The organism is Leclercia barmai, assembly GCF_049312895.1.
GTDB classification, from domain to species: domain Bacteria; phylum Pseudomonadota; class Gammaproteobacteria; order Enterobacterales; family Enterobacteriaceae; genus Enterobacter; species Enterobacter barmai.
Window position 1 is genome coordinate 254247 of the sequence record NZ_JBMNWZ010000003.1, and the last position, 18537, is coordinate 272783.

Genomic DNA, 18537 nt, shown 5'->3' on the forward strand with positions numbered 1-18537 from the left:
CTCGTCCGCAGTAATTCAGTAGAGAAGTGCTATGTCCTCCAGAATCCTGACCACCAGCGTCACTGGCATTGATGCCTTTATGCACGATCCCCGCGGCGTGCTGGCGAATGCGCAAGGCGGTACCGTCGCCGTATTTGCCGATAACGCACCGGCGTTTTATGCGATCACGCCGCAGCGTCTGGCCGAGCTGCTGGAAACGGAAGCGCGCCTGTCGCGCCCGACCAGCGATGTCACTCTGGATACCCAATTCTTCGACGAACCCACCAGCGCGCCGGTTGCGGTGCCGATGGGGAAATTCGCCATGTATAACGGCTGGCAGCCTGACCCCGACTTTCAACGCCAGGCGGCTTTGTGGGGCATCGCCCTCACCCAGCCTGTTGCCCCGGAAGAGCTGGCCGCCTTCACCGCCTACTGGCAGGCGGAAGGGAAAGTGTTTCATCATATCCAGTGGCAGCAAAAGCTGGCGCGCAGCGTGCAGATCAACCGGGCCAGCAACGGCGGTCAGGCCAAACGCGATGTGAATACCTTTTCAGAACCGGATAAACAGATCCCCCACGGATTCCGAGGTGCCAAATGAAAGAGTTCGGCGAACTGATGAAGCGTCTGCAAAAGATGATGCCGGCCAACGTCAAACCGGCCTTTACCACCGGCGAAGAGCTACTGGCGTGGCAAAAAGAGCAGGGAGAAATCCGCGCGGCGGCGCTGGCACGGGAAAACCGCGCCATGAAAATGCAGCGCACCTTTAACCGCTCCGGCATTCGTCCCCTGCATCAGAACTGCTCCTTCGATAACTACAAAGTGGAGAGTCAGGGGCAGCTGAAAGCCCTGCAGCAGGCGCGCCAGTACGTTGAAGAGTTCGACGGCAACATCGCCAGCTTTATCTTCAGCGGCAAGCCGGGCACCGGCAAAAACCATCTCGCGGCGGCCATCTGCAACGAGCTGCTGCTGCGCGGTAAATCGGTGCTGATTATCACCGTGGCCGACATCATGTCAGCCATGAAGGATACCTTCAGCAACCGGGAGACCAGCGAGGAGCAGCTGCTTAACGATCTCAGCAACGTCGACCTGCTGGTGATTGACGAGATCGGCGTGCAGACCGAATCGCGCTATGAAAAAGTGATCATCAACCAGATCGTCGATCGCCGCTCCTCTTCCAAGCGCCCGACCGGCATGCTCACCAACCATAACGTTGATGAAATGACGCGTCTGCTGGGCGAGCGGGTGATGGATCGCATGAAGCTCGGCAACAGCCTGTATGTGATTTTTGACTGGGAAAGCTATCGCAGCCGCGTTACCGGTAAAGAGTATTAGGATTGTTTACCGCGAAGCGCACAAGCATGAGGTTTATACTGGCTGCCATTCCGCCCGACGGGCAATCGACAGAGCATGCTTTATGAAAACACATTTTCTTCTCAGCGCCGCAGTCAGCGCCCTTCTGATGACGGGTGCAGCACAAGCAGCCTCCTCCTGGCAGGACACGCTTAACAGCGCCGCCAGCCAGCTTAGCGCGGGCAGCACCTCTTCCCAGAGCGGCGGCCTCTCCGCTTCCGCATTGACCGGTCTGCTGGGCAGCGGCACCGAGTCGCTCTCCGCCAGCAACATGAATAACGCCGCCGGGATCCTCGAGTACTGCGCCAAAGAGAAGCTGGCCTCGATGACCGATGCCACCAATATTAAAAACCAGGTGCTGGGGAAACTGGGTATCGATACCCCGCAAGAGCAGCAGCAGGACACCAACTATCTGGAGGGCATCCAGGGTCTGCTGAATGCCAATAACGGCGAGCAGCTGAATCTGGAAACCATCGGTAACTCACCGCTGGCGAAAAAGGTCAAAGCCCAGGCCTGTGATTTTGTCCTGAAACAGGGCATGAGCTTTATCTCCTGATCCCCGAAACGCCGCGACTCTTGCCGCGGCGTTTACCCCCATCCCCCGCAGAAAGCGACCCCGGTCAAACATTCGATTTTCTAAACCAAATCCTAACAACAGCACAATTACGTGACACTACAATTGCAGCTTGATGGCATCGCCATTACATTGGATCACCCAAAAATTAAACAGTTAATCCGCTGATCTGCGGATGCCTTTGTTGAGGATAAGCTGTTGTCAGAGTTTATTTCTGTTGCCCTGTTTCTCGCCTCGGTCGTTATCTATTCCCGCAAAGCGGGTCGTAACACCTGGTGGTTTGCCGTCACCCTTATGGTGCTGGGGCTTTTTGTCGTTTTAAACATTACCCTCTACGCCAGTGATTACTTTACCGGTGATGGCATTAACGATGCCGTTCTCTACACCCTGACCAACAGCCTGACCGGCGCTGGGGTTAGTAAGTACATACTTCCTGGTGTGGGCATCGTGGTAGCGCTGGTGACGGTGTTCGGCCTGCTGGGCTGGATCCTGCGCCGCCGTCGCCATCATCCGCACCATCTCGGCTACAGCCTTCTGGCGCTGGTGCTGGCCCTCGCCTCGGTGGACGCCAGCCCGGCGTTTCACCAGATCACCGAGCTGGTGAAATCGCAGTCCCGCGATGGCGATCCGGACTTTGCGGCGTATTACAAAGAGCCGGGTAAAACCATTCCCAATCCGAAGCTCAATCTGGTCTATATCTACGGCGAAAGCCTGGAGCGGACCTATTTTGATAACGACGCCTTCCCGGATCTCGCCCCGGAGCTGGGTGCTATCAAGAACGAAGGGATCGATTTCAGCCATACCGCGCAGCTGCCCGGCACCGACTACACCATCGCCGGGATGGTCGCCTCCCAGTGCGGTATTCCGCTGTTCGCCCCGTTTGAAGGCAACGCCTCCGCGTCGGTGTCCAGCTTCTTCCCGCAGAATATCTGCCTCGGCGATATCCTGAAAAACTCCGGTTATCAGAACTATTTCATGCAGGGCGCCAACCTGCGTTTCGCCGGGAAAGACGTGTTCCTGCAGTCCCACGGCTTTGACCATCTGTATGGCGCAGAAGAGCTGAAAACCACCGTGGCAGACCCTAAGTACCGCAACGACTGGGGCTTCTACGACGATACGGTGCTGGATGAAACCTGGAAAAAATTCGAGGAGCTGTCGAAGTCCGGCAAACGTTTCTCGCTGTTTGCCCTGACGGTGGATACCCACCACCCGGACGGCTTTATCTCCCGCACCTGTCAGCGCAAGCGCTACGCGATTGACGGCAAACCGAACCAGTCGTTCAGCGCGGTGGGCTGCAGCCAGGAGCATATCGCGGCGCTGATCGAAAAAATCAAAGCCTCGCCATACTTTAAAAACACGGTGATTGTGGTCTCTTCCGACCATCTGGCGATGAAAAACACCGCCTGGGATGCGCTGAACAAACTCGATCGCAGCAACCTGTTCTTTATTCTGCGTGGCGATAAGCCCCAGCAGGAGGTGATGGCGGTGAAGCGCAACACCATGGATAACGGCGCCACGGTGCTGGATATCCTCGGCGGGGATAACTTTATCGGCCTCGGGCGCAGTAGCCTCTCCGGGCAGTCGCTCTCCGAAGTGTTCCTTAACATGAAGGAAAAGGTGCTGGCGTGGAAACCGGACGTGATCCGTCTGTGGAACTTCCCGAAAGAGCTGAAAGACTTCACCATCGACAGCCAGAAAAACATGATGGCCTTCTCTGGCAGCCATTTCCGTCTGCCGCTGCTGCTGCGCGTCTCCGATAAGCGGGTCGAACCGCTGCCGGAAAGCGAGTACTCCGCTCCGCTGCGCTATCAGCTGGCGGACTTTGCCCCGCGGGACAACTTCGTCTGGGTCGATCGCTGCTACAAGATGGGCCAGCTGTGGTCGCAGCCGCTGGCGCTTTCCACCGACTGGTGCGTTTCTCAGGGCCAGCTGGGCGGCGAGCAGACCGTGCAGCACGTCGATAAAGCGCAGTGGAAAGGCAAGACGGCGTTTAAGGATACGGTGATCAGCACCGATCGCTATCAGCGTAACGTCGAGTTGTTGAAAGTGTCCGACAACGATATCCGCTACAAGGCCGACAGCTTTGTCTTTAACGTGGCCGGCGCGCCAGAAGAGGTGAAGCAGTTCAGCGGGATTTCACGTCCGGAAACCTGGGGCCGCTGGTCCAACGCCCAGTTGGGCAATGAGGTGAAGATCGAATACAACCAGCCGCTGCCGGCGAAATTCGATCTGGTGATCACCGCCAAAGCCTGGGGGCCGAACGTCAACAAGCCGATCCCGGTGCGCATTGGCGATAAAGAACAGACCCTGACGCTGGGTCATGACGTCACCACCACCACGCTGCATTTCGACAACCCGTCGCGCAGCAGCACGCTGGTGATTGTGCCGCCTGCACCGGAGTCCACCAACGAAGGGAATATTCTCGGCCACTCTCCGCGTCAGCTGGGAATTGGCATGGTGGAGATCAAAGTGGTTAACGCCGAAGGGTAATGAGCATCGCCCGGCGGCGCTTCGCTTGCGCGGGCCTACAGGGATGATGGCGTGGTTTTGTAGGCCGGGTAAGCGAAGCGCCACCCGGCAAAAATACGCGCGCCCTGCCTGAACAGGGCGCTTTTTACATCAGAAGGTTTCCCAGTTATCACCGCTGTCGGTTACGGCCGCTTTACGCGTCGTGACCGGCGACACCACGGTTTTCACCGCTGCGTTGGCACGGGCTTTCTGCTGCTCCTGCTGAATACGGAACACCGCCACCGCCTGAGTCAGGCGGCTCGCCTGCTCTTCCAGTGCCGCCGCTGCCGCTGCAGATTCCTGCACCAGCGAGGCGTTCTGCTGCGTGACGCGATCCATCTCAGCCACCGCCAGACCCACCTGGTCGATACCGCGGCTCTGCTCGTCAGAGGCAGAGGCGATCTCGCCCATGATGTCGGTCACGCGGGTCACCGCGCTGACGATTTCACCCATGGTCTCACCGGCGCTTTCTACCAGCGTGGAACCCAGCTCAACGCGACCTACAGAGTCTTCGATCAGGCTCTTAATTTCGCGTGCCGCCTGGGCACTGCGCTGGGCCAGGTTACGCACTTCACCCGCCACCACCGCAAAACCACGACCCTGCTCACCGGCACGCGCTGCTTCTACCGCCGCGTTCAGTGCCAGAATGTTGGTCTGGAAGGCAATACCGTCGATCACGCTGATGATGTCGGCAATCTTCTGCGAACTGCCGGCGATGTCACGCATGGTTTGCACCACGTTATCCACCACTTTACCGCCCTTCTGCGCGGTCTCGGACGCGCTCAGCGCCAGATGGCTCGCCTGACGGGCGTTTTCGGCGTTCTGCTTCACGGTGGCGGTCAGCTCTTCCATGCTCGCAGCGGTCTCTTCCAGCGAGGCCGCCTGCTGCTCGGTACGGGAGGAGAGATCGTTGTTACCCATGGAGATTTCGCTTGCGCCGCTGTAGATGGCGTTCGCGCCATTACGCACGTCGCCCACGGTACGCATCAGTTCAGCCTGCATATGACGCAGCGTATCGGCCAGCTGGCCCATCTCGTTAGAGCCGTCAACTTCGATGCGTTTCACCAGATCGCCGCTGGCGATGTGGCGAATGCTGTCGGTCAGGCGGTTCAGCGGAGAGATCAGCGAGTGACGGATACCCAGCCAGACGCCGACGATCACCACCAGCACCAGGATCAGCACGCTTAACAGGATCCAGATAGCCTGGCTGTAGGAGCTGTTGCTGTCATCCACGGCGGTCTGATACAGATGATCGTTCTGCTGCAGATAGTTCACGTACTGCTTCTCAAAGCCGTCCTGGTAGCTCTGGGTCGGCTGATCGAAGAACTCGTTGATCTTGCCAGCACCCAGGAGCTGGATCAGTTCGGCCAGCGCACCGTGATAGATATCATAGTTGCGTTTGATTTCCAGCGCGGCGCCTTCACTCTGGCGCGGGTCGCGCGGCAGAGCTTCGTAATCCGCCCAGTTCTTTTCCGCCTGCTTCAGGGAAGCCGCCGCAATCTGCATCAGATCGTTTACGGTCGCGCCGCTACCGATGTTGTTCTGATCCATCATGTAGCGGATGCCCGCGCGGTTCAGGGTGTTACGGGTTTGCAGCAACGCTACCCAGCTGCCGTTAAGCGTGGACTGTTGCTGACGAATGGTTTGCAGGACGGTGAAGTTTTCTTTGTCATGCTTCAGGGCATTAAAGAAAAGACCACCGGATGTGAGCTGTAAAAGGCCAAAAATAACTAAGACCAGCAATAAGCTGGTAACAATTTTGATACGTTTTAACATGATTTCTCTTTCCCACCAGACTGGTACAGAATTTTCGGCCTGAAACAGGAAAACTTTACGGAAATTGTGTTGATGACCGCAGCGATCTACTCCTCTTCTTCTGGCATCCCCGTTCCGTCACCCAGAGCAATAAACTCCTGCAGCAGCGCCGTCAGCTGCTGCATTTTCTCCGGCGTGTATTGCGCCTCAATCCGCTGATAGGCCTCTTCCACCTGCGCCTGGGCGCGTTCATACAGCGCGTTACCCTCGCTGGTAAGCGACACGTACAGCTTGCGCTGGTCGTTGAGCGGCTTTAAGCGCAGCACCAGCCCGTCACGCTCCATCCGCGTGAGAATGCCGGTCAGGCTCGGGCGCAGAATGCAGGTGCGAAACGCCAGGTCGTGAAAATCCATCGACGGATGTTCCGCCAGCACGCGCACGATCCGCCACTGCTGCTCCGTCAGATTCTGCTGCTTAATAATCGGGCGAAAAAAGGTCATCGCGGTTTCCCGCGCCTGGAGTAGTGCGATAGTTAACGAATCGTGCATGGCGCTCCCACCTCAACATCATTAATAACGAAACAATCAATGCATAATGCTGCATCTGCACGCCAGCGGCGCGACTGAAAAGTCTAACAGATATCACATTAAAAAATTAACTTACTGATATATAACACTAATTATATATACATGTAAATTTATTGTTATCACTATCACAAATTATTTACTTCTGTTTGCCAAACGCACACCGGAGGTCTAAAACCTATTCATTAACATATTAATGAACTCAAAACCCGGTAAGCGGGCCAGAGGAGAAAGGAATGAAAGGTACTGTTTTCGCGGTGGCACTCAATCACCGCAGCCAGCTCGACGCCTGGCGCGACGCATTTAACCAGCCCCCTTACAACACGCCGCCGAAAACCGCCGTCTGGTTTATCAAACCGCGCAACACCCTGATCCGCTCCGGCGATACCATCCCGCATCCGGAAGGAGAACAGGTGCTGAGCGGCGCCACGGTAGCGCTGATTGTGGGCAAAACCGCGACAAAAATCCGCCCGGAAGAGGCGGCGGAATACATCGCCGGCTACGCCCTCGCAAACGAAGTGAGCCTGCCGGAAGAGAGCTTCTACCGCCCGGCGATCAAAGCCAAATGCCGGGACGGTTTTTGCCCCGTAGGCGAGATGGCGACGATAAACAGCGTCGATAACCTGAACATCACCACCGAGATCAACGGCCGGGAAGTGGATCGCTGGAACACCGCCGATCTGCAACGCAACGCCGCCACCCTGCTGAGCGAGCTGAGCGCCTTCGCCACCCTGAACCCCGGCGACGCCATTCTGCTGGGCACCCCGCAGTCCCGCGTGGCCCTGCACCCGGGCGACAGCGTACGCGTGCTGGCCGCAGGCCTGCCGACCCTGGAAAACAGCGTGATCAACGCCCGCGAGCTGCCGGAAAACCGCACCTTTGCCTGGCCGCTCTCCACCAGCGGCACCTTGTTTGCCCTGGGGCTGAACTACGCCGATCACGCCAGCGAGCTGGACTTTAAGCCGCCTACCGAGCCGCTGGTATTTATCAAAGCGCCAAACACCTTTAACGAACATAACCAGACCTCGGTGCGCCCGGACAACGTCGAGTACATGCACTACGAAGCCGAGCTGGTGGTGGTGATCGGCAAAACCGCCCGCAACGTCTCTGAGGCCGACGCCATGGACTATGTGGCGGGCTACACGGTCTGTAACGACTATGCGATCCGCGACTATCTGGAGAATTACTACCGCCCCAACCTGCGGGTAAAAAGCCGCGACGGCCTGACGCCCATCGGCCCGGATATCGTGGATAAATCGGCGATTGCCGACCCGCACAACCTCACCCTGCGCACCTGGGTCAACGGCGAACTGCGCCAGCAGGGCAGCACCCGGGATCTGATCTTCAGCGTCCCGTTCCTGATCGCGTACCTGAGTGAATTTATGACCCTGCAGCCGGGGGACATGATCGCCACCGGCACGCCGAAAGGGCTGGCCGACGTACGCCCGGGGGATGAAGTGGTAGTGGAAGTGGAAGGCGTTGGCCGTCAGGTCAACCGGATTGTCAGCGAGGAGACACGGTAATGAAGAAGATTAACCACTGGATCAACGGTAAAAACGTAGCGGGTAACGACTACTTCCACACCACCAACCCGGCCACCGGCGAGGTGCTGGCGGAAGTGGCCTCCGGCGGCGAAGCCGAGATAAACCAGGCGGTAGAGGCGGCGAAAGCGGCGTTCCCGAAATGGGCCAACCTGCCGATGAAGGAGCGCGCGCGCCTGATGCGCCGTCTGGGCGATCTGATTGACCAGAACGTGCCGGAGATCGCCGCCATGGAGACCGCCGACACCGGCCTGCCGATCCACCAGACCAAAAACGTGCTGATCCCGCGCGCCTCGCACAACTTCGAGTTTTTTGCCGAAGTGTGCCAGCAGATGAACGGCAAGACCTACCCGGTCGATGACAAGATGCTGAACTACACCCTGGTGCAGCCGGTGGGGGTTTGCGCCCTTGTGTCGCCGTGGAACGTGCCCTTTATGACCGCCACCTGGAAGGTTGCGCCCTGCCTGGCGCTGGGCAACACCGCGGTACTGAAGATGTCGGAACTCTCGCCGCTGACCGCCGACCGTCTGGGGGAGCTGGCGCTGGAAGCCGGCATTCCGGCGGGCGTGCTGAACGTGGTGCAGGGCTATGGCGCGACGGCGGGCGACGCGCTGGTGCGCCATCATGACGTGCGCGCCGTGTCGTTCACCGGCGGCACCGCCACCGGACGGCGCATCATGCAGAGCGCCGGACTGAAAAAATACTCGATGGAGCTGGGCGGTAAATCGCCGGTACTGGTGTTTGAAGATGCCGACATCGAACGCGCCCTGGATGCCGCCCTGTTCACCATCTTCTCCATCAACGGCGAACGCTGCACCGCAGGCTCGCGCATCTTTATTCAGCAGAGCATCTACCCGGAATTCGTCAAGCGCTTTGCCGAACGCGCCAACCGCCTGCGGGTGGGCGATCCGACCGATCCGAACACCCAGGTCGGGGCGCTTATCAGCCAACAGCACTGGGAGAAAGTCTCCGGCTATATCCGTCTCGGCATTGAAGAGGGCGCCACCCTGCTGGCGGGCGGCCCGGACAAACCATCCGATCTGCCTGCGCACCTGAAAAACGGCCACTTCCTGCGCCCGACGGTGCTGGCGGATGTCGACAACCGCATGCGCGTCGCCCAGGAAGAGATCTTCGGGCCGGTGGCCTGCCTGCTGCCGTTTAAGGATGAAGCCGAAGGGCTGCGTCTGGCTAACGACGTGGAATACGGCCTGGCGTCGTACATCTGGACCCAGGACATCAGCAAAGTGCTGCGTCTGGCGCGCAACATCGAAGCGGGCATGGTGTTTGTGAACACCCAGAACGTGCGCGATCTGCGTCAGCCGTTTGGCGGCGTGAAGGCCTCGGGTACCGGCCGCGAAGGCGGTGAGTACAGCTTTGAGGTGTTCGCCGAGATGAAAAACGTCTGTATCTCGATGGGCGACCATCCGATCCCAAAATGGGGGGTGTGAAATGGGCAAGTTAGCGTTAGCAGCAAAAATCACGCACGTTCCGTCGATGTATCTCTCTGAGATACCTGGCAAAAACTTTGGCTGCCGTCAGGGGGCTATCGACGGGCATAAAGAGATCGGCAGGCGCTGTCGCGAGATGGGCGTTGATACCATCATCGTGTTCGATACCCACTGGCTGGTGAACAGCGCCTATCACATCAACTGTGCGGATCATTTTAAAGGCGTCTACACCAGCAACGAGCTGCCGCACTTTATCCGCGACATGACCTACGACTACGACGGCAACCCGGCGCTGGGCCAGCTGATCGCCGACGAAGCGGTGGCAAAGGGCGTGCGCGCCAAAGCGCATAACATCCCGAGCCTGAAGCTGGAGTACGGCACCCTGGTGCCGATGCGCTACATGAACGCGGATAAGCACTTCAAAGTGGTGTCGATCTCCGCCTTCTGCACCGTGCATGACTTTGCCGACAGCCGCAGGCTGGGCGAGGCCATCGTCAGCGCCATCGAAAAATATGACGGCACCGTGGCGGTGCTCGCCAGCGGCTCGCTGTCGCACCGCTTTATTGACGACCAGCGCGCCGAAGAGGGGATGAACAGCTACACCCGCGAGTTCGACCGGCAGATGGACGAGCGCGTGGTGAAGCTGTGGCGCGAAGGCCAGTTCAAAGAGTTTTGCAGCATGCTGCCGGAGTACGCAGACTACTGCTACGGCGAGGGCAACATGCACGACACGGTGATGCTGCTGGGCATGCTCGGCTGGGACAAATACGACGGCAAGGTGGAGTTTCTCACCGAGCTGTTCCCGAGCTCCGGCACCGGCCAGGTTAACGCCGTCTTCCCTCTGCCCGCATAAGGACGCCCCATGCCGCACTTTATTGTCGAATGTACCGAGAACATCCGCGACCAGGCGGACCTGCCGGGCCTGTTTGCTCAGGTCAATGAGGCGCTGGCAGCCACCGGGATCTTCCCCCTCGGCGGCATCCGCAGCCGTGCGCACTGGGTGGATACCTGGCAGATGGCCGACGGCAAGCACGACTACGCGTTTGTGCATATGACGCTGAAAATCGGCACCGGCCGCAGCCTGGAGAGCCGTCAGCAGGTGGGCGAGATGCTTTTTGGGTTGATTAAAGACCATTTCGCCGGGCTGATGGCGGCGCGCTATCTGGCGCTGTCGTTTGAGATCGAAGAGCTGCACCCGACGCTGAACTTCAAGCAGAACAACGTGCACGCCTTGTTTAAGTAGCCGTCTGCTTGCCCCTCACCCTGACCCTCTCCCCACAGGGGAGAGGGGATAATACCGTCACAGGATACCGCCATGCTCGATAAACACACCCATACCCTGATTGCCCATCGCCTGCATCAGGCGGAACAGACCCGGGAGCAGATCCGTGCGATCTCGCTGGACTACCCGTCCATCACCATCGAGGATGCCTACGCCGTCCAGCGCGAATGGGTGAACCTGAAGATCGCCGAAGGCCGCGTGCTCAAGGGCCACAAAATCGGCCTGACCTCGAAAGCGATGCAGGCCAGCTCGCAGATCAGCGAGCCTGACTACGGTGCCCTGCTCGACGACATGTTCTTTCACGACGGCAGCGATATCCCCACCGACCGCTTTATCGTCCCGCGCATTGAAGTGGAGCTGGCCTTCGTGCTGGCCAAACCCCTGCGCGGCCCGAACTGCACGATGTTCGACGTCTACAACGCCACGGATTACGTGATCCCGGCGCTGGAGCTGATCGACGCCCGCTGCCACAACATCGACCCGGAAACCCAGCGCCCGCGCAAGGTGTTCGACACCATCTCCGATAACGCCGCCAACGCCGGGGTGATCCTCGGCGGTCGCCCGATCCGCCCTGACGAGCTGGATCTGCGCTGGATCTCCGCCCTGCTCTACCGCAACGGCGTGATCGAGGAGACCGGCGTCGCCGCAGGTGTGCTGAACCACCCGGCGAACGGCGTGGCGTGGCTGGCGAACAAGCTGGCACCCTACGACGTGCAGCTGGAACCCGGCCAGATCATCCTCGGCGGCTCCTTTACCCGTCCGGTGGCGGCGAGCAAGGGCGACACCTTCCACGTCGATTACGGCAACATGGGCTCCATCAGCTGCCGCTTTGTCTAAGGAGAAGCGCATGGAAAACAGATTCAAAGACGCGCTGAAAGCGGGCAAACCGCAGATCGGCTTATGGCTGGGGCTCACCAGCAGCTACAGCGCCGAACTGCTGGCCGGAGCCGGTTTCGACTGGCTGCTGATCGACGGCGAGCATGCGCCCAACAGCGTGCAGACCGTTCTGACCCAACTGCAGGCTATCGCCCCCTACCCCAGCCAGCCGGTGGTGCGCCCGTCGTGGAACGATCCGGTGCAGATCAAACAATTGCTGGACGTCGGGGCGCAAACCCTGCTGCTGCCGATGGTGCAAAATGCCGACGAAGCGCGGCTGGCGGTGCGCTCGACCCGTTATCCTCCCGCGGGCATTCGCGGCGTCGGCAGCGCTCTGGCCCGCGCCTCGCGCTGGAACCGCGTCCCGGATTACCTGCAACAGGCCAACGACGCCATGTGCGTGCTGGTGCAAATTGAAACCCGTGAGGCACTGAAAAATCTGCCGCAGATCCTGGATGTCGAAGGGGTGGACGGCGTCTTTATCGGCCCGGCGGATCTCAGCGCCGACATGGGCTTTGCCGGTAATCCGCAGCACCCGGAGGTGCAGGCCGCCATTGAACAGGCCATCGCGCAGATCCGTGCTGCGGGCAAAGCGCCCGGCATCCTGATGGCCAACGAACAGCTGGCCCGTCGCTACCTTGAACTCGGGGCGCTGTTTGTCGCCGTCGGCGTGGACACCACCCTGCTCGCCCGCGGCGCCGAAGCCCTGGCAGCACGTTTTATCGATAACCCAGTTACGTCAGTTAATAACAATAAATCCGTCTACTAAACGTAAGATCTGGAGCGCACCATGACGACCCTACAAACACAAGACAGTAAAGCCGTTGAACATCGCGTGATCAATAAGCTGTTTCGTCGCTTGATCGTGTTTCTCTTTATCCTGTTTGTCTTTTCGTTTCTCGACCGCATCAACATCGGCTTCGCCGGGCTGACGATGGGCAAAGATCTGGGCCTCACCTCCACCATGTTTGGCCTGGCCGCGACGCTGTTTTACGTCACTTACGTGCTGTGCGGGATCCCCAGCAACATCATGCTGGCGAAGATCGGCGCCCGCCGCTGGATCGCCGGGATCATGGTGGTGTGGGGCATCGCCTCCACCTGCACCATGTTCGCCACCAGCCCGCAAACGCTCTACGTTCTGCGCATGCTGGTGGGCATTGCCGAAGCCGGTTTCCTGCCGGGGATCCTGGTTTATCTCACCTGGTGGTTCCCCGCCTATCACCGCGCCCGCGCCAACGCGCTGTTTATGATCGCCATGCCGGTGACCATGATGCTGGGCTCGATCCTCTCGGGCTACATTCTGGCGATGGACGGCCTGTGGAACCTGAAGGGCTGGCAGTGGCTGTTCCTGCTGGAGGGGCTGCCGTCGGTGGTGCTCGGCGTGGTGACCTGGTTCTTCCTGAACGACACGCCGGATCAGGCCACCTGGCTTGACGATGAAGAGAAGCAGACCCTGAAGACGATGATCGCCCGGGAGCAGGAGAACGCCATTGCCCACGCCGCGACACCGCGCTCGACGCTTCGCGAGGTATTGACCCCGGCGGTGCTGCTCTACACCCTGGCCTACTTCTGCCTGACCAACACCCTGAGCGCCATCAACATCTGGACGCCGCAGATCCTGCAGAGCTTTAACACCGGCAGCAGCAATATCGTGATTGGCCTGCTGGCGGCAATCCCGCAGTTTTGCACCATCCTCGGGATGATCTGGTGGAGCCGCCGCTCCGACAGGCTGAAAGAGCGAAAAAAGCACACCATCCTGCCGTATCTGTTCGCGGCGGCGGGATGGCTGCTGGCGTCGGCGACCGATCACAGCCTGATCCAGCTGCTTGGCATCATCATGGCCTCAACCGGGTCATTTACCGCCATGGCGATCTTCTGGACCACCCCGGATCAGGTTATTAGCCTGCAGTCCCGGGCGGTGGCGCTGGCGGTGATCAACGCCATCGGCAACGTCGGCTCCGCCGTCAGCCCGCTGCTGATCGGCATTCTGCGCGACGCCACCGGCAGCTTCAGCTCCGGGTTGTGGTTCGTGGCCGGGCTGCTGGTGGTGGGAGCGCTGGTGCTGACGCGTATTCCAATGACCCGGCAGGAGAGCCGGGAAACCGTGCCGGACATGGCGACGCAGAAGATCCACTGAGGAGCAGCTATGTGCCAGAGCCCGATTGCCAATATCGACATCAGCAAAGAGTACGACGAGAGTCTGGGTACTGACGATGTGCACTACCAGTCCTTTGCCCGCATGGCGGCCTTTTTTGGCCGCGATATGCAGGCCCATCGCCACGACCACTATTTTCAGATGCACTTTCTTGATACCGGGCAGATCGAGCTCCAGCTGGACGATCACCGCTACTCGGTGCAGGCCCCGCTGTTTGTCCTGACCCCGCCGTCGGTGCCGCACGCGTTTTTCACCGAATCGGACAGCGACGGGCACGTGCTGACGGTACACGAAGATCTCATCTGGCCGCTGCTGGAAGTGCTCTACCCCGGGACCCGGGAGACCTTCGGGCTGCCGGGTATGTGCCTGTCACTCGCCGATAAACCGGACGAGCTGGCGGCGCTCAGCCACTACTGGCGGCTGATTGAACGGGAGTCCACCGGGGATCTGCCCGGACGGGAACACACCCTGGTGCTGCTGGCGCAGGCGGTCTTCACCCTGCTGCTGCGCAACGCGAAGCTCGACGATCATGCGGCTAACGGCATGCGCGGCGAGCTGAAGCTGTTTCAGCGTTTCAACCAGATGGTCGACGGGCACTTCCACCAGCACTGGACGGTGCCCGATTACGCCAGCGAGCTGCACCTCACCGAATCGCGCCTGACCGACATCTGCCGCCGCTTTGCCAACCGCCCGCCGAAACGGCTCATCTTCGACCGCCAGTTGCGCGAAGCCAAACGGCTGCTGGTCTTTTCCGACAGCGCGGTGAATGAGATCGCCTGGCAGCTGGGGTTTAAAGACCCGGCCTATTTCGCGCGGTTTTTTAACCGGTTAGTGGGGTGCTCGCCAAGCATGTATCGGGCGCAGAAGGTGCCGGTGTCTTGACTCCTCTGCGGCCTTCTTCCCCGGTGGCGCTACGCTTACCGGGGCTACGAAAATAATTTACGAGCATGCTTCCAGATTCCACCCGGCTGGCTTTAAGCGGACGAAGTCAGTGCTTCATGATGATGCGATGGTTAAACTCCTCAAAGAGGATCCTGCATTTGCACCGATCTACCTTCACCAGGCATTTCTTGAGATTGAAGCCACCGGCGGAATGACGGTTAACGCTAAACGCGTTGCAGCCGTCGCGTCTGCCACTGGATTTCCTGGCTCCCGCATTGCGACAATCTCCGGGCAGCACGCAGTCGTGTAGATTTTCCGAACTGTAGGCCGGGTAAGCGAAGCGCCACCCGGCAGGCAGGCCGCACTGACATGCAGCCTGACAGCCATGATGGACGCCAAATAAGACCGAATAAAAAAGCCCGCATTTTGCGGGCCATCAGCAGGAAGTTAATTACTCTTTCTGGCTAATTTGGCCAGAAACTCAAATGTTGCGACAGAAACTATGCCGACGATGACATTCAGCAACACATAAATATACAGCCAGGCATTTTCCCGGTTGTCAGAGTAGTAATCCGCATACAGAGTGAAATCATCATGATTAAACCGGGTCATAAATCTGGCAATGGGTACTCTCAGGCTTTCAGCCAGTGGATCAAAAATGCCGCTTATCAGGAACAGAAATGTAATTGCCAGAAACAGGAAAATACGAAGCAACCATTTAAGGGGCCTTAACATTACAAACTCCATTTGTATTGCCAATCACGGTAATATCGCCGTAAGCCCACAACTCACTCCCTCCCAAAATTTTATGTTTATGCGCCCGCAGAAGCGCGGCTCTTACGAGGTAAAAATCCACGTTACGGAAGAACGTAACACAACCCTCACTAATTCCTGAGCCGTCCGGGCGGGGCGGATGTAGCCGGAAATGTTTTCGGTTGTAATGGAAAGTACCGACATCAAACCGCATAACATCATCAATCACGCCATCTTTGCGAAAGAGTGCAAACCAGTCGTAATAATTATTGCCAGTGAAGGCATGTTTTAGCCAGGTTTCTGCACGCGAACGCGCCCCGCCTGTTGGCCGGTCAACAATCCAGTAACTACCCGGCGGAACGGCTGCATTTGATAGATACGAGCATTCCGGTTTATTCGCTAACTCACCAAGACCACTAAAAACGGGGAATGACCCCACGCCGCCTACATCGAGACGTGCCACCCGGCCATCATCATAAAGATTATTAAAGTCCAGCCGACAATGGATCATGCCGTCATCCTCTGGTTCCACGAGTCCGTGAATTTGATATTACCGTCGAGATATAGCCAGGTAATTCTCTCGTATGCCAGCGATATTGATTCAGTAGGGTTACTGCTTAAACCAGATGCACTCTTGAAATTATGCATTACCGGTGTTACCGCCACGATTTTCACATTTTCGAGGATAAAGTGCATAAACTCCTCCTCTACACCTGCGTCACTGATGCGATACCATTTAATTATCGCCTTTTGAAGAGGTTCACCGGTCGATACGGCACGGTAAAGAAACGGCGTGGATTTATCAAACTCCTTAGTGACACTTAACTGGTCATGGACGCGAGTACCGGTCAGCCGGCCCATGTTGTAATCGTAGGGAATATGTACACCGTGATTAAAGCTCTGCATTTCTATTGCACCTTCACGGCTCAGGACCTGGCTTCCACCAGGGATAAGCGTACCGGACTGGTTATAAAGCCAGAGATAAGCGGGAACGGCCATAATACTCTCCTTGTTTATTTTATGCTCAATCCTTATTAATCCTTTCTCAAAAAAATATCGTGCTAAATCGTATGGTTATTTTCTGAATTTTTGGCCGTCATCATTCGTTCAGTAGTCCGGTGCAACCCACCCTCAAACCCCACCCCGATCACAATTCTCAAACCCGCCTGAAAAGTACCCGTCGTTGACCCATTCGTCCCTTCACGGCCCGCCTCTCTCACGCTTCAATTAAACAACAAAAACAACACATAAATTTAACAACCCTATTCCGATACGAGGTCCCTATGAAACCTGAAGATTTCCGCGCGAGCACCCAACGTCCGTTAACCGGCGAAGAGTATCTGAAGAGCCTGCAGGATGGCCGTGAGATCTACATCTACGGCGAGCGCGTGAAAGATGTGACCACCCATCCGGCGTTTCGCAATGCGGCGGCCTCGGTCGCGCAGCTATACGATGCGCTGCACAAACCTGATATGCAGGACACGCTGTGCTGGAACACCGATACCGGCAGCGGCGGTTACACCCATAAGTTCTTCCGCGTGGCGAAAAGTGCCAGCGATCTGCGCCAGCAGCGCGACGCCATCGCCGAGTGGTCCCGCCTGAGCTACGGCTGGATGGGACGCACCCCGGACTACAAAGCCGCCTTCGGCTGTGCGCTGGGCGCTAACCCGGCGTTTTATGGTCAGTTCGAGCAGAATGCCCGGAACTGGTACACCCGCATTCAGGAAACCGGCTTGTACTTTAACCACGCTATCGTCAACCCGCCGATCGATCGTCACAAACCGGCCGACGAAGTGAAAGACGTCTACATCAAGCTGGAAAAAGAGACCGACGCGGGGATCATCGTCAGCGGCGCAAAAGTAGTTGCCACTAACTCGGCGCTGACCCACTACAACATGATCGGCTTTGGCTCGGCGCAGGTCATGGGCGATAACCCCGACTTCGCTTTAATGTTTGTCGCACCGATGGATGCCGAAGGGGTGAAGCTGATCTCCCGCGCCTCTTACGAACTGGTGGCCGGCGCGACTGGCTCCCCTTACGACTACCCGCTCACCAGCCGCTTTGACGAGAACGATGCGATCCTGGTGATGGATAACGTGCTCATTCCCTGGGAGAACGTGCTGATTTACCGCGACTTCGACCGCTGCCGTCGCTGGACCATGGAGGGCGGTTTCGCCCGCATGTATCCCCTGCAGGCGTGCGTGCGCCTGGCGGTGAAGCTCGACTTCATCACCGGGCTGCTGAAAAAGTCGCTGGAGTGTACCGGCACCGCCGAATTCCGCGGCGTGCAGGCCGATCTGGGCGAAGTGGTGGCCTGGCGCAACATGTTCTGGGCGCTGAGCGACTCCATGTGTTCCGAAGCCACCCCATGGGTCAACGGTGCGTACCTGCCGGACCACGCTGCGCTGCAAACCTACCGCGTGATGGCCCCGATGGCCTACGCGAAGATCAAAAACATTATCGAGCGCAACGTCACCAGCGGCCTGATCTACCTGCCGTCCAGCGCCCGGGATCTGAACAATCCGCAGATCGACAAATATCTGGCGAAATACGTGCGCGGCTCCAACGGCATGGACCACGTCGAGCGCATCAAGATCTTAAAACTGATGTGGGATGCCATCGGCAGCGAGTTCGGCGGTCGCCACGAGCTGTACGAGATCAACTACTCCGGTAGCCAGGATGAGATCCGCCTGCAGTGCCTGCGCCAGGCGCAGACCTCCGGCAACATGGACAAGATGATGGCGATGGTCGACCGCTGCCTGTCTGAGTACGACCAGAACGGCTGGACGGTTCCGCACTTGCACAACAACACCGATATCAACCTGCTGGACAAGCTGCTGAAATAAGGCA

The 18537-nt window shown here is 58.4% G+C and carries 19 protein-coding genes; 14 read left to right on the forward strand and 5 right to left on the reverse strand.

Annotation, left to right across the window (positions count from 1 at the left end):
* Positions 1-31 precede the first annotated feature (31 nt).
* The 4 genes from dnaT (at position 32) to opgB (ending at position 4393) form a co-directional block, all read left to right on the forward strand.
* Positions 32-577 (forward strand): primosomal protein DnaT, encoded by a 546-nt coding sequence (dnaT, locus tag ACOYA6_RS13880; RefSeq protein WP_138370369.1) that lies wholly within the window; start codon positions 32-34, stop codon positions 575-577.
* On the forward strand, positions 574-1311 hold the full coding sequence (gene dnaC, locus ACOYA6_RS13885; protein ID WP_039030489.1) for a replicative helicase loader DnaC: 738 nt from the start codon (positions 574-576) through the stop codon (positions 1309-1311). The genes dnaT and dnaC overlap by 4 nt, the downstream gene beginning before the upstream one ends.
* A gap of 82 nt (positions 1312-1393) precedes the next feature.
* Positions 1394-1885, forward strand: coding sequence for a YjjA family protein (locus tag ACOYA6_RS13890; protein ID WP_223074361.1), 492 nt, complete (start codon positions 1394-1396; stop codon positions 1883-1885).
* Positions 1886-2101: 216 nt separating this feature from the next.
* On the forward strand, positions 2102-4393 hold the full coding sequence (gene opgB / locus ACOYA6_RS13895) for a phosphatidylglycerol--membrane-oligosaccharide glycerophosphotransferase (protein ID WP_422654850.1): 2292 nt from the start codon (positions 2102-2104) through the stop codon (positions 4391-4393).
* Between the two features lie 129 nt (positions 4394-4522).
* Here the strand turns inward: opgB and tsr are convergent, their stop codons facing one another.
* Together tsr and hpaR are read right to left on the reverse strand one after the other, a co-directional pair.
* On the reverse strand, positions 4523-6187 hold the full coding sequence (gene tsr / locus ACOYA6_RS13900) for a methyl-accepting chemotaxis protein (RefSeq protein WP_039030492.1): 1665 nt from the start codon (positions 6185-6187) through the stop codon (positions 4523-4525).
* An 86-nt stretch (positions 6188-6273) separates the two neighbouring features.
* Entirely contained in the window at positions 6274-6714 is a 441-nt protein-coding gene (hpaR, locus tag ACOYA6_RS13905; protein ID WP_139564241.1) for a homoprotocatechuate degradation operon regulator HpaR, read from the reverse strand.
* 272 nt (positions 6715-6986) lie between these two features.
* On the opposite strand from hpaR, the gene hpaG reads away from it, so the two are divergent.
* The 9 genes from hpaG to ACOYA6_RS13950 all read left to right on the forward strand — a co-directional run bounded on the left by hpaG (position 6987) and on the right by ACOYA6_RS13950 (position 15244).
* Complete coding sequence (gene hpaG / locus ACOYA6_RS13910; protein ID WP_422654851.1) at positions 6987-8273, forward strand: 4-hydroxyphenylacetate degradation bifunctional isomerase/decarboxylase; 1287 nt, start codon at positions 6987-6989, stop codon at positions 8271-8273.
* Positions 8273-9739, forward strand: a complete 1467-nt coding sequence (gene hpaE, locus ACOYA6_RS13915) for a 5-carboxymethyl-2-hydroxymuconate semialdehyde dehydrogenase (protein ID WP_039030495.1) — start codon at positions 8273-8275, stop codon at positions 9737-9739. Before hpaG ends, hpaE begins: the two co-directional genes overlap by 1 nt.
* Position 9740: 1 nt before the next feature.
* Entirely contained in the window at positions 9741-10592 is an 852-nt protein-coding gene (gene hpaD, locus ACOYA6_RS13920; protein ID WP_422654852.1) for a 3,4-dihydroxyphenylacetate 2,3-dioxygenase, read from the forward strand.
* A 9-nt stretch (positions 10593-10601) separates the two neighbouring features.
* On the forward strand, positions 10602-10982 hold the full coding sequence (locus tag ACOYA6_RS13925; RefSeq protein WP_139564237.1) for a 5-carboxymethyl-2-hydroxymuconate Delta-isomerase: 381 nt from the start codon (positions 10602-10604) through the stop codon (positions 10980-10982).
* A gap of 72 nt (positions 10983-11054) precedes the next feature.
* Positions 11055-11858, forward strand: a complete 804-nt coding sequence (hpaH, locus tag ACOYA6_RS13930; RefSeq protein ID WP_422654853.1) for a 2-oxo-hept-4-ene-1,7-dioate hydratase — start codon at positions 11055-11057, stop codon at positions 11856-11858.
* Positions 11859-11868: 10 nt separating this feature from the next.
* The gene (gene hpaI / locus ACOYA6_RS13935) at positions 11869-12666 is read left to right on the forward strand and encodes a 4-hydroxy-2-oxoheptanedioate aldolase (RefSeq protein WP_422654854.1); all 798 of its coding nucleotides are present in this window, start codon (positions 11869-11871) and stop codon (positions 12664-12666) included.
* A 21-nt stretch (positions 12667-12687) separates the two neighbouring features.
* The gene (gene hpaX, locus ACOYA6_RS13940) at positions 12688-14034 is read left to right on the forward strand and encodes a 4-hydroxyphenylacetate permease (RefSeq protein ID WP_422654855.1); all 1347 of its coding nucleotides are present in this window, start codon (positions 12688-12690) and stop codon (positions 14032-14034) included.
* A 9-nt stretch (positions 14035-14043) separates the two neighbouring features.
* Positions 14044-14934 (forward strand): 4-hydroxyphenylacetate catabolism regulatory protein HpaA, encoded by an 891-nt coding sequence (hpaA, locus tag ACOYA6_RS13945; protein WP_223074367.1) that lies wholly within the window; start codon positions 14044-14046, stop codon positions 14932-14934.
* Between the two features lie 127 nt (positions 14935-15061).
* On the forward strand, positions 15062-15244 hold the full coding sequence (locus tag ACOYA6_RS13950) for a hypothetical protein (RefSeq protein ID WP_422654856.1): 183 nt from the start codon (positions 15062-15064) through the stop codon (positions 15242-15244).
* Between the two features lie 137 nt (positions 15245-15381).
* On the opposite strand, the gene ACOYA6_RS13955 is transcribed toward ACOYA6_RS13950, so the two are convergent.
* The 3 genes from ACOYA6_RS13955 to ACOYA6_RS13965 are packed head-to-tail and all read right to left on the reverse strand — an operon-like array spanning position 15382 to position 16686.
* Positions 15382-15669: a hypothetical protein gene (locus tag ACOYA6_RS13955; RefSeq protein ID WP_422654857.1), complete on the reverse strand. Its 288-nt coding sequence runs from the start codon at positions 15667-15669 to the stop codon at positions 15382-15384.
* Positions 15653-16198 carry a DUF2778 domain-containing protein gene (locus tag ACOYA6_RS13960; RefSeq protein ID WP_422654858.1) on the reverse strand — a complete coding sequence of 182 codons (546 nt, stop codon included), beginning with the start codon at positions 16196-16198 and terminating at the stop codon, positions 15653-15655. Before ACOYA6_RS13960 ends, ACOYA6_RS13955 begins: the two co-directional genes overlap by 17 nt.
* A complete protein-coding gene (locus ACOYA6_RS13965; protein ID WP_138370352.1) occupies positions 16195-16686 on the reverse strand; it encodes an Hcp family type VI secretion system effector in 492 nt (163 codons plus the stop codon). Before ACOYA6_RS13965 ends, ACOYA6_RS13960 begins: the two co-directional genes overlap by 4 nt.
* 284 nt (positions 16687-16970) lie before the next feature.
* Between ACOYA6_RS13965 and hpaB the strand changes: the two genes are divergently transcribed.
* Positions 16971-18533: a 4-hydroxyphenylacetate 3-monooxygenase, oxygenase component gene (hpaB, locus tag ACOYA6_RS13970; protein ID WP_039030502.1), complete on the forward strand. Its 1563-nt coding sequence runs from the start codon at positions 16971-16973 to the stop codon at positions 18531-18533.
* Positions 18534-18537: the final 4 nt, after the last annotated feature.

Bases quoted from the DNA above. Each gene is read 5' to 3' on its own strand.
- dnaT (WP_138370369.1), top strand. From the start codon at position 32: ATGTCCTCCAGAATCCTGACCACCAGCGTCACTGGCATTGATGCCTTT.
- dnaC (WP_039030489.1), top strand. From the start codon at position 574: ATGAAAGAGTTCGGCGAACTGATGAAGCGTCTGCAAAAGATGATGCCG.
- ACOYA6_RS13890 (WP_223074361.1), top strand. From the start codon at position 1,394: ATGAAAACACATTTTCTTCTCAGCGCCGCAGTCAGCGCCCTTCTGATG.
- tsr (WP_039030492.1), bottom strand. From the start codon at position 6,187: ATGTTAAAACGTATCAAAATTGTTACCAGCTTATTGCTGGTCTTAGTT.
- hpaR (WP_139564241.1), bottom strand. From the start codon at position 6,714: ATGCACGATTCGTTAACTATCGCACTACTCCAGGCGCGGGAAACCGCG.
- hpaG (WP_422654851.1), top strand. From the start codon at position 6,987: ATGAAAGGTACTGTTTTCGCGGTGGCACTCAATCACCGCAGCCAGCTC.
- hpaE (WP_039030495.1), top strand. From the start codon at position 8,273: ATGAAGAAGATTAACCACTGGATCAACGGTAAAAACGTAGCGGGTAAC.
- hpaD (WP_422654852.1), top strand. From the start codon at position 9,741: ATGGGCAAGTTAGCGTTAGCAGCAAAAATCACGCACGTTCCGTCGATG.
- ACOYA6_RS13925 (WP_139564237.1), top strand. From the start codon at position 10,602: ATGCCGCACTTTATTGTCGAATGTACCGAGAACATCCGCGACCAGGCG.
- hpaH (WP_422654853.1), top strand. From the start codon at position 11,055: ATGCTCGATAAACACACCCATACCCTGATTGCCCATCGCCTGCATCAG.
- hpaI (WP_422654854.1), top strand. From the start codon at position 11,869: ATGGAAAACAGATTCAAAGACGCGCTGAAAGCGGGCAAACCGCAGATC.
- hpaX (WP_422654855.1), top strand. From the start codon at position 12,688: ATGACGACCCTACAAACACAAGACAGTAAAGCCGTTGAACATCGCGTG.
- hpaA (WP_223074367.1), top strand. From the start codon at position 14,044: ATGTGCCAGAGCCCGATTGCCAATATCGACATCAGCAAAGAGTACGAC.
- ACOYA6_RS13950 (WP_422654856.1), top strand. From the start codon at position 15,062: ATGGTTAAACTCCTCAAAGAGGATCCTGCATTTGCACCGATCTACCTT.
- ACOYA6_RS13955 (WP_422654857.1), bottom strand. From the start codon at position 15,669: ATGTTAAGGCCCCTTAAATGGTTGCTTCGTATTTTCCTGTTTCTGGCA.
- ACOYA6_RS13960 (WP_422654858.1), bottom strand. From the start codon at position 16,198: ATGATCCATTGTCGGCTGGACTTTAATAATCTTTATGATGATGGCCGG.
- ACOYA6_RS13965 (WP_138370352.1), bottom strand. From the start codon at position 16,686: ATGGCCGTTCCCGCTTATCTCTGGCTTTATAACCAGTCCGGTACGCTT.
- hpaB (WP_039030502.1), top strand. From the start codon at position 16,971: ATGAAACCTGAAGATTTCCGCGCGAGCACCCAACGTCCGTTAACCGGC.